Origin of the sequence: Tamlana carrageenivorans (assembly GCF_002893765.1) — a bacterium.
In the GTDB taxonomy this organism is placed as follows: domain Bacteria; phylum Bacteroidota; class Bacteroidia; order Flavobacteriales; family Flavobacteriaceae; genus Pseudotamlana; species Pseudotamlana carrageenivorans.
This window is the reverse complement of sequence record NZ_CP025938.1, coordinates 3826074-3842082: the sequence shown is the minus strand read 5'-3', so window position 1 is coordinate 3842082 and position 16009 is coordinate 3826074. Positions and strand designations below refer to the sequence as shown.

13 protein-coding genes and 1 pseudogene are annotated in these 16009 nt (G+C 35.1%); 10 read left to right on the top strand and 4 right to left on the bottom strand.

Annotation, left to right across the window (positions count from 1 at the left end; translation table 11 throughout):
- Nucleotides 1-30 precede the first annotated feature (30 nt).
- From C1A40_RS16880 to C1A40_RS16855, 6 genes are all read left to right on the top strand, one after another.
- Complete coding sequence (locus tag C1A40_RS16880; RefSeq protein ID WP_102996917.1) at nt 31-456, top strand: PaaI family thioesterase; 426 nt, start codon at nt 31-33, stop codon at nt 454-456.
- Nucleotides 457-461: 5 nt separating this feature from the next.
- Nucleotides 462-1577 (top strand): chorismate-binding protein, encoded by a 1116-nt coding sequence (locus C1A40_RS16875; protein WP_102996916.1) that lies wholly within the window; start codon nt 462-464, stop codon nt 1575-1577.
- Between the two features lie 47 nt (nt 1578-1624).
- Nucleotides 1625-3430, top strand: a complete 1806-nt coding sequence (menD, locus tag C1A40_RS16870) for a 2-succinyl-5-enolpyruvyl-6-hydroxy-3-cyclohexene-1-carboxylate synthase (protein WP_102996915.1) — start codon at nt 1625-1627, stop codon at nt 3428-3430.
- Between the two features lie 240 nt (nt 3431-3670).
- On the top strand, nt 3671-4501 hold the full coding sequence (locus C1A40_RS16865; RefSeq protein ID WP_102996914.1) for a CvfB family protein: 831 nt from the start codon (nt 3671-3673) through the stop codon (nt 4499-4501).
- A gap of 610 nt (nt 4502-5111) precedes the next feature.
- Nucleotides 5112-6515 carry a tRNA uridine-5-carboxymethylaminomethyl(34) synthesis GTPase MnmE gene (gene mnmE / locus C1A40_RS16860; RefSeq protein ID WP_102996913.1) on the top strand — a complete coding sequence of 468 codons (1404 nt, stop codon included), beginning with the start codon at nt 5112-5114 and terminating at the stop codon, nt 6513-6515.
- Between the two features lie 18 nt (nt 6516-6533).
- Complete coding sequence (locus C1A40_RS16855) at nt 6534-6857, top strand: hypothetical protein (protein ID WP_102996912.1); 324 nt, start codon at nt 6534-6536, stop codon at nt 6855-6857.
- Between the two features lie 65 nt (nt 6858-6922).
- On the opposite strand, the gene C1A40_RS16850 is transcribed toward C1A40_RS16855, so the two are convergent.
- Nucleotides 6923-8122, bottom strand: a complete 1200-nt coding sequence (locus C1A40_RS16850; protein WP_102994338.1) for an IS4 family transposase — start codon at nt 8120-8122, stop codon at nt 6923-6925.
- Between the two features lie 670 nt (nt 8123-8792).
- Between C1A40_RS16850 and istA the strand changes: the two genes are divergently transcribed.
- From istA to C1A40_RS16835, 3 genes are all read left to right on the top strand, one after another.
- A complete protein-coding gene (gene istA, locus C1A40_RS16845) occupies nt 8793-10220 on the top strand; it encodes an IS21 family transposase (protein WP_241910443.1) in 1428 nt (475 codons plus the stop codon).
- A 163-nt stretch (nt 10221-10383) separates the two neighbouring features.
- Nucleotides 10384-11124, top strand: coding sequence for an IS21-like element helper ATPase IstB (gene istB / locus C1A40_RS16840; RefSeq protein WP_102995327.1), 741 nt, complete (start codon nt 10384-10386; stop codon nt 11122-11124).
- Nucleotides 11125-11228: 104 nt separating this feature from the next.
- Nucleotides 11229-12422 (top strand): IS256 family transposase, encoded by a 1194-nt coding sequence (locus tag C1A40_RS16835; protein WP_102994202.1) that lies wholly within the window; start codon nt 11229-11231, stop codon nt 12420-12422.
- A 70-nt stretch (nt 12423-12492) separates the two neighbouring features.
- Here the strand turns inward: C1A40_RS16835 and C1A40_RS16830 are convergent, their stop codons facing one another.
- Nucleotides 12493-13128, bottom strand: coding sequence for a hypothetical protein (locus tag C1A40_RS16830; RefSeq protein WP_102996911.1), 636 nt, complete (start codon nt 13126-13128; stop codon nt 12493-12495).
- Nucleotides 13129-13367: 239 nt separating this feature from the next.
- Between C1A40_RS16830 and C1A40_RS16825 the strand changes: the two are divergent.
- A pseudogene (locus C1A40_RS16825) lies at nt 13368-13571 on the top strand (IS982 family transposase); the annotation flags it as partial.
- Between the two features lie 50 nt (nt 13572-13621).
- Here C1A40_RS16825 and C1A40_RS16820 read toward each other — a convergent pair.
- Nucleotides 13622-14818 (bottom strand): IS256 family transposase, encoded by a 1197-nt coding sequence (locus tag C1A40_RS16820; protein WP_102996909.1) that lies wholly within the window; start codon nt 14816-14818, stop codon nt 13622-13624.
- A gap of 488 nt (nt 14819-15306) precedes the next feature.
- Complete coding sequence (locus tag C1A40_RS16815) at nt 15307-15864, bottom strand: REP-associated tyrosine transposase (RefSeq protein ID WP_102996908.1); 558 nt, start codon at nt 15862-15864, stop codon at nt 15307-15309.
- Nucleotides 15865-16009 lie beyond the last annotated feature (145 nt).

Here is a 16009-nt window from a genome sequence, read left to right as displayed (position 1 = left end):
TTATTATAAAACTTAAAAAAATTGATTTCAATGAAATTATCTAAAGAAGCTGTACTCGCTAGGGCCAATGCCGTTTGTAAAAACACTTTAATGGAAACCTTAGATATAGAAATTATCGATTTTGGTGATGATTTTATACTAGGTAAAATGCCTGTAACTTCAAAAGTATATCAGCCCGATGGTGTGTTACATGGCGGTGCTACTGCAGCACTTGCTGAAACCATGGGGAGCTTTGCTGTACAAATTTTAATGCATAATAAAGATGTGTTTGTTAGAGGTATCGAGATTTCTGCAAACCACCTAAAAAGCGTAAAAGAAGGGTTTGTTTATGCACGTGCTGTATATCTGCACAAGGGAAGAACTACTCAGCTCTTAGAAATACGTGTCACAGACGACCATGATAATTTGATTTCGTTGTGTAAATTGACTACTATTGCACTCCCAAAATCTAAATAATTCTCATGACTTCTGAAGTTTTTTTTGAACGTATTAAAACACAGTACGAAAACCAATTGCCTTTTGTGGTTTATAGGAAGCCTAATGTCTTGAAAGTGCAAGCGGTGTTTCAAAAAAAAGCCGACCTGTTTTATGCAGAAGACTATTCTGAAAAAGGATTTGTATTTGCGCCTTTTGATAATGCCCAAAAAACGGTGCTACTGCCATATGATGTTTCAGAAGTTTATGATACCTTTTATGAAGCTTCAGAAAATTTACAAACATCAAAAATTCAAGACACTACAGAAGCCTCTTTTAAAAATTTTCATATTAACTTGGTAAATAAAGGGGTTAAAGCTATAAAAAATAAGACCTTTAAAAAAGTTGTCCTGTCGCGAAAGGAAGAAGTTGAGCTTTCTGATTCCAATCCTATTAAAATTTTAAAAAACCTTTTAAGCCGCTATAAATTGGCATTTGTATATTGTTGGTTTCATCCTAAAGTTGGACTTTGGCTAGGCGCTACTCCAGAAACTTTAATTAAAATTGAAGGGAAACGCTTTTCTATAATGGCTTTGGCAGGTACTCAAAATTATTCAGGTGATTTAAATGTTACTTGGCAAGATAAAGAAATTCAAGAGCAGCAATTTGTTACTGATTTTATCCTAGATCATATCAAACCTTTATCAGAAAGTTATAAGACTTCAGAGGTAGAAACCGTAAAAGCAGGGAATTTGGTGCATTTAAAAACAATGATTTCAGCTCAACTGAAAGATGATATAGCCCTGTCTAGTATCATAAATATCTTGCATCCCACTCCAGCGGTTTGTGGCTTACCCAAAAAAGAAGCTAAAGAATTTATAGTTAATCAAGAAAACTATAACCGCGAATTTTACACCGGTTTTTTAGGTGAATTAAATTTAGATAAGAAAATAGCACCGCGTTCTGGCCAACGTAATATTGAAAACAGAGCCTATGCCTTAAACCGAAATAGCACACAATTATATGTGAATTTACGTTGTATGCAGTTAAAAAAAGGCACCGCTATTATTTATGTGGGTGGCGGAATTACACAAAGCTCGGATGCCGAAAAGGAGTGGCAAGAGACTGTTTTAAAATCTTTAGTCATTAAAAGTGTCATTTAATTAATCGATTTCTTACTTTTGATAAGTAACCAAAGATTATTAATTCAATGATTTATTCAAAAATTCCTCTAGCCCAAACTGTAGTTTCTCTTTGTAAGTCTAAAGGTGTTAAGCACATTGTGATTTCTCCAGGAAGTAGAAATGCGCCGCTAACCCTAGGTTTTACTAACGATTCATTTTTTAAATGTTATAGTATAATTGACGAGCGTTGTGCTGCATTTTTTGCTCTAGGGATTGCACAACAATTACAAGAGCCCACAGCTGTGGTTTGTACTTCTGGTAGTGCTTTGTTAAATTATTATCCTGCTGTGGCAGAAGCCTACTACAGTAATATTCCTTTGGTAGTGTTATCGGCAGATCGGCCAAAAAACTTAATTGATGTGGGTGATGGCCAAACCATTAACCAGAAAAATGTTTTTGAGAGTCATGCTTTGTTCTCAATAGATTTGAAGTTGGATTTAAAAGATGAAAAACACATTCATGCCAATGAGAATGTCCCTGTTTTAGTTAAAGTGGAAGACCGGTTTGAACGTTTATTAGGTTTGCAGAAAAATATTCAAACCAATAATGAAGAAGAAATTAATATGGCCATTAATATGGCCATTATGAAAAAAGGCCCTGTTCATATTAATATTCCTTTTGATGAACCTCTTTATGATGTGGTTGAAAAACAAACCGTATCACCAAAAACCATTGAAGCGGTGGCTAAGCCTCACAACCTAGAGGATTATGTTTTACAATCTTGTTTGGAACAATGGGACGTGTCTCCTAAAAAAATGATCTTGGTAGGTGTTAACATGCCAAATCAAGTTGAAATGAAATGGCTGGATGAATTAGCACAAGATGACAGTATCATTGTTTTAACAGAGTCGACTTCTAATTTACATCACAATGGCTTTTTTCCTAGCATCGATCAATTAATTGACGGGTTAACTCCCGAGGAAAAAAAGGCTCTTCAACCAGATATTTTAATAACCTTTGGAGGCTTAATTGTTTCTAAAAAAGTAAAACAGTTTTTAAGAAACTATCAGCCAGCTCACCACTGGCATATCGACAGAAAAAGAGCTTACGATACTTTTTTCTGCTTAGATAACCATATTGAAGCGACTCCAAATGCCTTTTTTGAATCCTTTTTACCAAAAATATTACACTATGTAAAAAGTCATTATAAAACGAAATGGTTGGATGTAAAAGCCAAGCGCCTAAAAAAGCATAAAGATTATATTAAAAACATTCCGTTTTCCGATTTAAAGGTTTTTAATAAGGTTTTAAAATCGATTCCAGACGATAGCATATTGCAAGTAGGGAATAGCTCGGCGATTAGATATACGCAGTTATTCAAAGTAAATAAAACTCTAGAAGTTTACTGCAATCGGGGTACCAGTGGTATTGATGGATGTACATCAACAGCAATTGGATGTGCTGTGGCCCGAGAAGATAAACCTACAGTTTTGTTAACAGGCGATTTAAGTTTCTTATATGATAGTAATGCGCTTTGGAATAATCATATCCCGAAAAACTTTAGAGTTATTATTGTAAATAACCAAGGCGGAGGTATCTTTAGAATCCTTCCTGGACATAAAGACACCGAAAATTTCGATACCTATTTTGAAACCAACCATAACTATAGCGCAGAGCATTTATGTAAAATGTATGGCATGGCTTATCAGTCGGTTGACAATGAAGATGCTTTAACTTCGGCCTTAACAACGTTTTTCTCTGAGGCCAATCAGGCTAAAATATTAGAGATATTCACTCCTAAAAAAGTGAACGACGATGTGCTTTTAAAATATTTTGAACACTTAAAAGAAACGCCTAAAGAAAAAGCAGATACAGATAACCCTAAAAAATAATCTGTTAATTCTATAAAACAGGGTGTTATTTCACTTTTTATATTATAAAGTTTAAAATAAAGGAGGCTGTTCGAAAAGTATACTTGATGGCATATGGAGCCTGTCGAAATATCTTAATTTACTCATATACAGTATGGGTTTCGACAAGTTCAACCTGATAAATCAAATTTAATTTACTTTTCAAAGCCTCTTTTATTTTTTCATAAACCGAACTTTCGTTAATATCATTACCTTTGCAGCATGATAACACTCGGACAAGTAAATACTTTAGAAATAATACGTGAAACCGATCACGGTATTTATTTAATGGATAACGAAGACAATGAAGTCTTACTTCCTAATCGCTACGTGCCAACAAGCTTTAAAATATGGGATAAAATAGATGTTTTTGTCTATTTAGATAATGAAGAACGCCCTGTAGCTACCACCGATATGCCTTATATTAAATGCGGTGAATTTGCTTTGTTACGCTGTAATCAAGTCACCGATTATGGGGCCTTTTTAGATTGGGGCCTGGTTAAGGAGTTATTTTGTCCGTTTAAAGAACAGGCCTTCAAAATGAAACCTGGAGGTTGGTATTTGGTACACTGTTATTTAGACGAAAAAACGAACAGGTTAGTCGCTTCAAGTAAAACCAATAGCTTTTTAGATAATACCAATTTAACGGTTCAGCAGTTTGATGAGGTAGATATTATCGTTTCTCACCCATCAGATATTGGTATGAATGTGATTGTCAATAAAATCCATTCAGGTTTAATTTATAAAGATCAAATCTTTAAAGATATAAGTGTAGGTGATAAGTTAAAGGGCATCGTTAAAAAAGTGCGTCCTGGTAATAAATTAGACATTTCTTTAGGTCAAATCGGATACCGTAATATCGAGCCTAATGCCGAGCGTATTTTACACGAATTGCAAGATAATTCGGGGTATATGAATCTTACCGATAAATCGAGTCCAGAAGCCATCAAGGAGCAACTTCAAATGAGTAAGAAGAACTTTAAAAAAGCCATTGGAGCGCTTTATAAGGAGCGCCAGATTGAAATTAAATCAGATGGCATTTATTTGCTATAATCTATTGGTTTAAAGCGTTTTATACCCAAGAGACCACTTCTGTTAAAGATAAAAAGTTACGTTTGTTAAATTTAAAGAAGTGACTTTCTAGTTCAAATGATTTTTGTGAAAAATGGTTATAGGTTACTGTAGCATAAGCTTTCGCATGAGGAAAAGCCTTATTAAAAAGGTATACTTCAGAAATCACAATGGAGTAGGAGTTTATACGATTACTAATATATCCGAAATCCTTCTTTCCAAAGAACTGTTTAATAAGTGTTTGGCATGGTTCAAAACTTAAATAATCGATATCTACGCCTTCATTAAATTCTGTAATAACATAATTTTAAAAAAAATACAGATCACCTAAATTTGTTTTTTCAATTTTAATATGATGTGTAATTAAGGGCGATTTGGCTACCAACATGTTGCGATTTTTAGTAAGATTTAAATATACTCTTGCTCTTCTAGAAGAGGTTTTTATAGAAGTATTAAGGTATTAAATTAATTTGGTATTAAAAAACTGATGGTTTAATAGGTTGATTACATGTGCTTTGAAATCTTTTAACACTGAGAGAAAGAATCGAAAGTCTTACAGCAATGCTTCGTTAATTATAATTATTTTTGTGCTATGATTAATCAAGATACCATAGTCGCTTTAGCAACGCCTTCGGGAGCAGGTGCTATAGCTGTAATTCGTTTGTCGGGAAAGGATGCGATCACTTTAGCAGAAGCTCAATTTAAATCGGTTTCTGGAAAACGGTTGGCAAAACAGCCCACCCACACCATCCATTTAGGACATATTATTGAAGGCGATAGAACCATTGACGAGGTTTTAGTATCGGTTTTTAAAAACCCGAATTCGTATACCGGCGAAGATGTGGTTGAAATATCTTGTCATGGTTCCCAATATATTCAGCAGGAAATTATTCAATTATTTTTGCGACATGGTTGCAGAATGGCCACTGCAGGGGAGTTTACTTTACGCGCTTTTTTAAATGGTAAATTAGATTTAAGTCAGGCAGAGGCTGTAGCCGATTTAATTTCTTCTGATAATGAAGCCAGTCATCAAATCGCGATGCAACAAATGCGAGGAGGTTTTTCTTCGGAAATTGCTAAACTCCGTGAAGAACTTCTAAATTTCGCCTCTTTAATTGAGTTAGAATTAGATTTTGCCGAAGAAGATGTCGAATTTGCCGATAGAAGCCAGTTTAAGGAACTCATTTCAAGAATTACCTTCGTTTTAAAGCGTTTAATAGACTCGTTTGCTGTTGGTAACGTGATAAAAAATGGTATTCCGGTGGCTATAGTAGGTGAGCCCAATGTGGGGAAATCCACTTTACTAAATGCGCTTTTAAATGAAGATCGTGCCATTGTAAGTGATATTGCTGGAACGACTAGAGATACCATTGAAGATGAATTGGTGATTGAAGGTATCGGTTTCCGTTTTATTGATACGGCCGGAATTCGAGAAACCAAAGATGTGGTTGAAGGTATCGGAATTAAAAAGACTTTCGAGAAAATAGAGCAATCGCAAGTGGTTTTGTATTTGTTTGATGCGACGCAGTTTGTTGAAAATGCAGCACAGTTTCAAGTGGAAATTGAAAAAATAAAAAACAAATACCCTTTAAAACCACTATTAATTGTACCCAATAAAATTGATAAACTTTCTGAAGCTGAAGTGGCGCAATTGGAAGTGTTTTTAAGTGGTATCGAAAATTCTAAATACATATTATTATCCGCTAAGGAAAATAGGGGTGTAGAGGCTTTAAAAAATCAACTGATTGGTTTTGTAAATACAGGCGCTCTACGAAACAATGAAACCATTGTTACCAATACGCGTCACTACGATTCCCTAATAAAAGCTTTTGAAGAAATCCAAAAAGTTCAAGAAGGCATCGATACTAATTTATCGAGCGATTTAATGGCTATCGATATCCGTCAGGCACTCTACCATTTTGGTGAGATTACAGGGCAAGTCACTAACGATGAGTTGCTTGGTAATATTTTTGTTAATTTCTGTATCGGTAAATAACTACACAAAAGTATTTGAATGAAAAGTAAATATTATATCGGCATATTATTTTTGTTAACCATTTTAGCATCTTGTAGTACCTACCACCCAGAAAATATTTACAATTATTATAATGGAAGTTCTTTTTATAATGATAGCTTAAGTATTAGTGTTAATTTTTTTGGAGACACAAAAATTAGTAATCCAAAAATAGAGGATAAAAAATTTATAAAGTCTTCAATAAAAGGTTTAAAAGATATTAAGCTTAGAAATTTAATAGTTTTTGGTACTTGCTATGACCCTGATTACAATGTCTTTTTATTCTATAAAAAATTATTGTTGTCCGATAAAAAACAGAATTAGCTAAAAAAGCTTTGGTGTTGGCCTTTTTTATTGATCGCACTCTTTATTTTGAAAACAGAACCTCCTTATGGGTCAAAAAGGCTTAATTGCCCAATGTTTTTGGTTGTAATCTCTTCCCAATTAGCTTCTGGGTTTTTCAGGAATTTGAACAAATCGATATATGTCATCAAATGGTATCGTATGACGGACATCATATTGGAATAAGCCCAGTTTCTTTGGGCTTTTCTTTGGATCACAAGCATAATGAGCTGGATTATCAAACTGACCCAGATTTGTATTTCGATGGCATTTTGATTGTCTCCCAAAAAATACTTTAGCGGAAAGTTCTGTTTAAGCCGTTTGAACATCGTCTCAATCTGCCACCTATTTTTATAGATGTCGGCTATTTTGTCTGCGTCAAGATCATAATTATTAGTGATGAACTCATAAACTTTTTGGTGCTTTTCGTGCCAAAAAGCGATTCTCCTCAGGGAAAAAGCATTGCCGTTTTTGTCCGTAAGCCCTATTTTTTCGTCCTTTAAGACAGCATCGTCCACTTTATTGGAGATATCAAACTCTTCAAGGCTTGTATAGCGAGCATTGTCCTTTTGCCGAGTCACAAAGTAAACATCTTCCAGTGTCCATTTTTGGTATTGCTCATAATCCACATACCCTTTGTCAAAAACCACATAAGAGCCCTTCTTGAGTTCCAGGTCTTTTAAAAAGGTGTGGTCGTGCGTGGCCGCGCTTGAAAACTTAATCAGACAAGGAACGTCTTCCATGGCGTTTATCATAGTATGCATCTTGATACCTCCTTTCTTTTTGCCGTTGAGCGGGTTCCTTCCTACACCTTTAAGAATGTCACTAAATAGGGGTATGGTCGAGGAATCAACGATTTTAAGGTTCTTCACTGCAGGTTCTAAGGGTCTGCTGTCCGATAAAAAGCGATGGTAACGTTTGTAGAGTAAATGATAAATATCGGCAAATACTTCAGAGCTTCTTCTCCTGTTAGCATCTGACAAGGTACTGCGTTTTGGAAAGTCCGTGAGTCCTAGATGGTTGATCTTTCCCTCGCAGGCAAGCATAATACTGGAAACCTCACGAAGTGAGCTACAGCCACTGATCACGGTAAATACCATAGTGGCCAAATGCTCATAGGTGGTAAACTTTTTGGTATAGCGATCGCTGTTGTGCTTTTTGGCTGTCCGATGAACATCTTTGGGCAAAATGAAATTTAATACCTGTTTGATTATGGGTTGTCCGCTAAAGTTTTTACTTTTATTCATATCTTGGATGTGTGATAACTTCAAGATACAAAATAAGCGGGAAATCCTATCTTGGAAATCCCGCTTTTTAAATCTTTTATCGGACACTAATGATATAAAATATAATTAAACAACTGATTTTCAGGTGTTAATTTACCGTGTAAATTGCGTTTGCATGGAATCCGTAGCCGCATGAGTGAGTGAAGTCCGATTTATTTGGTTTTGATAAACGCAATGTTTTTCAGTCCGCCGTAATATTTGCGTATTACTTTGGTTCGAAATCGTCTGAGTAATAAATTCCGAATTATATCGTTTTGCTTTGCCATGCAGTTTATCAGTCCGCCATCCAGATTGCGTATTGCTATGATCCGAAATCGCAAGAGTGAGTGAAATCTAAATTATTCCGGTTTGTTTTGCTGCAAAGTTTGTTAGTCTGCAGTACGAGTTTCGTATTGTTATTGTCCGAAATCGGCTGAGTAAGAAAGTCCGATTTGTTACGTTTTGCTTTGCTGGCTAACACGGTTCGATTTGTGCCAGTGATTTCGGAGTTACTGTGCCGTTGATTTCGGTTTAAATTGTGCCACACGGAAATTGAGTTAGCTAAAAACGGTTTGATTTGTGCCAATGTTTCCGTTTCGATTTGTGCCACTTTAAGAGATCAAGTAATTACCTTATTGCTCTAAAAAGCGATATGGCCAACACACTTGATCCAATGGACCTAAAACAAATTATCAACTTAAAACAAGATGGTTATAGTAACCGTCAAATTGGAGCCACACTTGGCATTTCCCGCAACACTATAAATAGCTATATACACCTATTTAAAGGTAGTGGTTATAGTTTTAAGGAGTTATTAAAGCTAGACAACCACACCCTAGAAAAGCTCTTTACATCTCATACAACCATAAATAACAAACGCTATGATGAATTGATGTTTTATTTTGAAAGTATTAATAAGGCTCGGAACCACCCAGGATTTACTTTTTTGTACCACTACACAGAATATAGTCAAAAGGTTAAAGACCCTTATAGTTACACTCAATTCATGGAGCATTACCATCGTAAATATGCCAAGATCAAGGGATCTATGAAACTTGAACACGAGGCAGGGAAAGAGATGTTCGTGGACTTTGCTGGAAAAAAACTTCAGATAGTAGACAAAATCACAGGCGAGATACTTCCAGTAGAGGTCTTTGTTGCCATGCTCCCTAACAGTCAGTATACCTATGTTGAGGCTTGTATGAGCCAAAAGCGTGAAGATTTTATAAGTTGTTGCGAAAACGCCCTTCATTTCTACGGGGGAGTACCCAAGGCCATCGTATCAGACAATCTAAAATCAGCCGTTACCAGATCTAGTAGATACGAAGCTCAGGTTAACCGTAGTTTTAAAGACTTTGCCCGCCATTACAACTGCGTGGTCAATCCAACGCGTAGTTACTCCCCTCAAGATAAAGCGCTGGTGGAAAACGCGGTGCATCTAGCTTATCAACGGATTTATTATCCCCTTCGGGAAATGACCTTTTTTTCTTTAGCAGATCTAAACAAAGAGATAAAACTTCTGCTAGAGTGCTACAACAACCTATTATTCCAACGCAAAGAAGCTAGTCGTCTGGAGCTCTTCCAAAGCGTCGAACGAGAGTATCTAAAACCCTTAAGCAGTACACGCTACGAGATAAAAGAATATAGAAGAGCTAAGGTTCAGAAAATAGGCTATATCTATTTTTCACCAGATAAGACTTACTACAGCGTTCCATATCGTTACATTGGCAAGGAAACCACGCTACACTATACCAAAGGCATGGTAGAGGTGTATTATAATCAACAGCGCATAGCTATACACCAACGTAGCGGTTCCAAAGGCGCATACATAACCAACAAGGATCACCTTAGTAGTTCTCATAAACAATACAGCCAGTGGAGTCCGCAATACTTTAAGAACAAGGCAGCTGTCCATGGTAGTTATGTTGCAGCATGTGTCGAGCGGATTATTGCTGCGTTGGATTATCCTGAAACAGGGTATAAAAGAGCTATGGGCGTTATACAACTCCATAAGTCTTATGGCTCCCAAAGGTTAGATAATGCTTGCAAAAGAGCCATACAGGCTGATGCTGTAAGCTAGAACAGGATAACCAACATACTGAAGAATAATCTAGATCAAAGCTCCTTATTCCTACAAGAAGAAACAGACCGAGGTTCTCATATCCCCAAGCATGCGAACATCCGTGGGGCATCCAATTATAAGTAAAAACAACACGAAAAAATCACTTAAATTTTATACATATATGAATACAAATCACACCATCGAAAAACTCAGAAAAATGAGATTAACAGCTATAGCTGAACTCCATCACAACCACCTTAGTGATAACCGAATAGAGTGTCTTACGCCAGATCAATATCTAGCATTGCTTACCGATCACCAATGGGAAGACCTTCAGAATAGAAAGATAAAAAGGCTTACAACGCAAGCAGCCTTTAAGCAGGGAGCTACACTTACAGATATTAATTACCTGCACAACAGAAGCTTGGACAGAAATATGTTCGAGCGTTTGGCTACTCTAGATTTTGTACAAAAAAAGGAAAACTTGATTATCACAGGATCCTCTGGAGTGGGTAAAAGTTATATAGCTCAGGCATTGGGACATCAAGCTTGTATGATGAATAAAAGAACCCTATACACAAATACTGCTAGACTGATGAAACGATTAAAACTAAGTAAAGTAGATGGCACTTACCTTAAAGAACTTGCAAAACTATTAAAAGTAGATCTGCTTATCCTTGATGATTTTGGTTTACAGAGCTTCGACAATCAGAACAGAGAGGCGCTTATGGACATAATCGATGAAAGACATGATAAAAAAGCAACGATTGTAGCTTCACAAATACCTGTATCCGCTTGGTACGATATTATCGGCGAAAGCACTATCGCTGATGCGATACTAGATCGTATTGTAAATTCATCGCATAGGATAAACCTTACTGGAGAATCCTTGAGAAAAGGTAAGTTGAAAGAACAGTATTAATTAAATTTAAGGGACTGTAAACTATTTTGTGTTTTTGCTGTTAGTTAGTTTAAAAATGATTTTGAAATTCATAGGCAAAAAATTTACTTTTAAATTTTTATTTTATGAACTCAGACTTAGAAAAACAATTAGACGCCTTGATCGGCAAAATCAGCAACAAGGAGGACTTTGACCAGGTCAAGGAACAGTTGCTTAAACGTGGTATTGAATCACTTTTAAAAGCAGAAATGACTGCCCACTTAGGGTTTCAAAAAGGAGGTTCTGTAATTGAGAACAACCAGCGCAATGGTTTCTCAGAGAAAACTATCAAGACTCATAACGGCGAACAACGCATCAAAATCCCCAGAGATCGTCAAGCGAGCTTTGAGCCTGTTATTGTCCCCAAACATCAATCGATTAGTCAAGAATTAGAAGATTGTATTCAACTGCTTTACGCCAAAGGTATGAGCAATAGCGATATTATTGATTTTATTGAAAGTACCTATGGAGTGCAGTATTCCACATCACAGGTATCCATTATCACCAATCAATTATTGGAAGACATCAAACAATGGCAGAATAGACCTTTAGAAGACGTATATCCCATTGTCTGGATAGATGCTATTCATTATAAAATACGTCAAGAAGGCAAGGTAATATCTAAAGCCTGTATGATAGTTTTAGGGGTGAATACCGAAGGGCAACAAGATATTTTGAGCATGAGTATTGTGGAGACAGAAAAGGCAGCTGCTTGGATGTCCATTTTAGACGATCTGCGCTCTAGAGGCGTAAAAGATATCTTCTTTCTGTGTTCGGATAACCTCTCTGGATTAGATAAAGCTGTAGAAGCTATTTTTCCAGGTAGTATACGTCAAATATGTATCGTACATCAAATTAGAAACTCTTTAAAATATGTGAGCTATAAGGACCGTAAATCAATAATGGTCGATATTAAAGCTATTTATCAAGCCGATAATGAGAAATTCGCTTTAGAGGCTTTCGAAGTCTTTAAACAAAATTGGGAAGATAAATACCTCTCTGCCGTACAGTCTTGGGAAAACAATTGGGATAATTTGACCGCGTTTTTAAACTACCCAAAAGAGATTAGAAAACTTATATATACTACCAATATCATTGAGAGTTTTAATGCCAGTTTAAGAAAATATACACGCAACAAAAAAGTCTTCCCTCATGATGATGCAGCACTGAAATCCATATATTTAGCAGCTCAAAGCATCAGCAAAAAATGGAAGAAAACACGATTTAAATGGGGCCAAATTTACAATCAATTGTATATTTGTTTTCCAAACAGGTTATAATCTATATTATTTTAACCTATGAATTTTGAAATTATTTTTCAAAAACACAAAATTTTGGATAAACTCAAATTTAACTATTATTGTATGATCTCTTAAAGTGGCACGGTTTGACCGAAATACGTGCCATGGTCACTCCGAAATAGCCAGCAACTTCTTTTGCGTAATAATCCGGATATAAACCCGTAATAGAATTAGGGAAATTCTTTGAAATAATACGGCAAGCATTTATTCTAAAATTATTTTGTGAAATCCGCCTTTCTTTTTCTATTGGATCATTATTTCTTGCTGGATCCCATAATCTTGTCATAAAGATAATCCTCCCACCATAATCATTGATTTCATTACTCCATATTGTATTTAGGTCTTTTGATTTGTGAGAATCATTTGTTACAAAGCTGAAATAATCTAATGCTCTAATTAGTTCAGTTTTCGATTCTTTAAGTTTTAAAACATCAAAAGGTATTTTCGTTATTAATTTTAAAGGCTTAAATGAAAAATTAATTTGAAAATTTAAAGGCTTAATATTCCCTGAATATTTTTCTAGTAATAACGAACGTTTGAAATAGAAATCAAAATTTTCAGGTTTGGTAATAAAATTTACATCATCTGAATAATCAAAAAAATATTTTATTCCACTAAAAACCAATTCCATCCCGTTATTTGGTATTTCATATGAGTATTTAATTTTTAAATCAATCTTATTCAATTCACAATAGTAAAACAAACTATAAATTAATTGATTGTGGTGGGAAGTCCATTTGTTTATCGTAAGTGTCATAAATTGCAAGTAACGGTCTCGGGTATGAAAAGTAGCGTGAAAACATGCAAGACTTTTCGATTAATAATTAATTATTAAATATACCCGTTGTGCATTATGATTTAAAAGAAAAAAGTTGTTCATCTTACTGAAAATCAGTAAATTGATTTAACTACAAATCATTAATAATGAACAACTTGAGTGCAAATTACGAAAGAATATTGGAAGTATTAAGAAAAATATCGAAAGAACAACTTTTAAGTTATCAAAGACGACAACCAAAGCTTAGTGATTTAGAACTTATCAGTTTGAGTCTTACTGCCGAATTTATGGGAATAGATAGTGAAAATGACCTTTTTAGAAAACTTCCAGATTCCCTATTATCAAAAATAGGACACTATCCCGAAAAGTGTGTAAGTTATAAATCGAGGGTTTAGCTTTTTTAAAGTTGAACCCTTTTTTCAAATATAGTTAAAAACTGGTTTAAAATAATGCCCCAGTTCCTAATAGGCATCGACCATTTTTTGGTAGCCTCTCTAAGGGCTAAAAAAGTGGACTTCATAACAGCCTCATCTGTTGGGAATGAGAGCTTGTTTTTAGTGTACTTTCTGATTTTTCCATTAAGGTTTTCAATAAGGTTGGTAGTGTAAATGATTTTTCTAATTTCAACAGGAAATTCATAAAAAGCAGTAAGCTCATCCCAGTTGTCTCTCCAGCTTTTAATAGCATAAGAGTACTTGTGTTCCCATTTCTGAGCAAAGTCCTCTAGAGCAGCTTTTGCTGCGTTTTTGGTGGGTGCATCATAGATATTTTTCATGTCTTTTGCAAATTCCTTCTTGTCTTTCCAAACAACATAGCGACAAGCGTTACGAATCTGATGTACCACGCAAATTTGGGTTTTAGATTCAGGAAAAACATTTTTAATGGTGTCGGTGAAACCGTTAAGATTATCTGTGGCCGTGATAAGCAAATCCTGAACGCCTCTGGCTTTCATATCGGTTAGTACACTCATCCAAAAGGCTGCCGATTCATTCTTACCCAGCCAAAGTCCTAAGACTTCCTTTTTACCATCTCTACGGAGTCCTACGGCGATGTACATGGTTTTGTTAATGACTTTAGAGTTCTCCCGAACCTTAAATACAATACCATCCATCCAAGTAATTAAATATACGGGCTCCAGGGGTCTGTTTTGCCAAGCAATAATATCATTGGTAACTTTATCTGTGATACGTGATATGGTAGATGTAGATACATCAAAATCGTAAACTTCTCGGATTTGCTCTTCAATATCAGAATTACTCATACCCTTGGCATAAAGGCTGATAATGACGTTTTCTATGCCGTCAACCATGTTTGTGCGTTTAGGAACCAGCATAGGGTTAAAAGAAGCTTCTCGGTCTCTGGGAACTTTAATATTAGTCTCTCCTAAAGCTGTTTTTATCCTTTTAGATCCATAGCCGTTACGGGTATTGCTATTATTGGATTGCTGATGTTTCTCATAGTCTAAATGAGCGTCAAGTTCTCCTTCTAGCATCTTTTCAATACCTCGCTTTTGGATGGATTTTAGAAAGGAGGTTAGTTCGTCTCCTGTTTTGAACTGTTTTAAAAAATCGTCGTTTAGAAAATCTTCTTTCTTCATAAGTGTGTAAATTTTAAAATTAAACAAAAAATATCGAGGGTTGCAACCCTCGATATTTTTTGTTTACACACTTTATGAGATACTGCACAATAAAAGTAAGATATCTTATACTATTGTTAAAAGTTTGGAAAAAAAAACTATATTTGGCAACCACTAAATTTTATTTGGTGGTAATTTTTCTTTTTCATAGCAATTTTTTTCCCATCCTTAATTTTTTTTAAGGGTGGGTTTTGTTTTTATAGCGAACCGTTTTTTCTAAATTTTATAGGCTTTTAGAACTGCTCCCGCCAGTTTGCAACTGGTGGTTTTCATACCAGCAATTTACACTCGTTTTAAAATTATAAGGTTTTTTTGTTTACTCTTGCCTCCACTAGTCACAGACTAGCGGTAGCGGTGTGATTTTATTTTTACAACGAATACTTTTTATAAATTTTCAGCTATTTAGAGTAGCTCCCGCCAGTTTGTAACTGGTGGTTTTCACGCAGCAATTACCCCAAAAAACCTGCATCATCAATTTTTAAAACAGTATCATCATCCTGAAAATTTCTAGCACTTGAATATTTCCAATCAATTGAATTAACAACAAGGCCACTTTCTACAGGATTATTATGAATGTAATCAATTTTTTGATTTATTACGGATGTGGAATATAATTCTATTGGTTTATTATGATGTTGCCAAAATTGATATTTACTAACATTACTTTTCTTTTTGCCAGCACGTTCAAACATCCAAAGTAACCATTCTTTTCGACTTTCATGCGGATTGGTTTCAATAGCCTTTATAACTTTCTTAGCAGTATATTTTTTAAAGTCTCGAATCAAATCCATTGGTTGCTCTGTTGAAGATCTAAATATCAAATGTATATGACTTGGCATAAAACAATAACAATATAGCTCCATAGATTTTTCTTTTCGGCAATAATTTATACTATCTGCCAAAACATTAAAATAAACGTCCCTTGTAAATACATCTATCCAATAAACAGTTGCAAAAGACACGAAATATAGCCCAGATTTGTTATGGAATTTATAATTTCTACTCATTGTATAAATGTAGTTAAAAAACTATAAAATAGTAAAGTTGTGGAGTTGTTTTCTTAATATGCCCACCAGTTGCAAACTGGCGGGAGCGTAGATAATTTTTCTTTTTCATAGCAATTTTTTTCCCACCCTTAACCCGTTCAAGGGC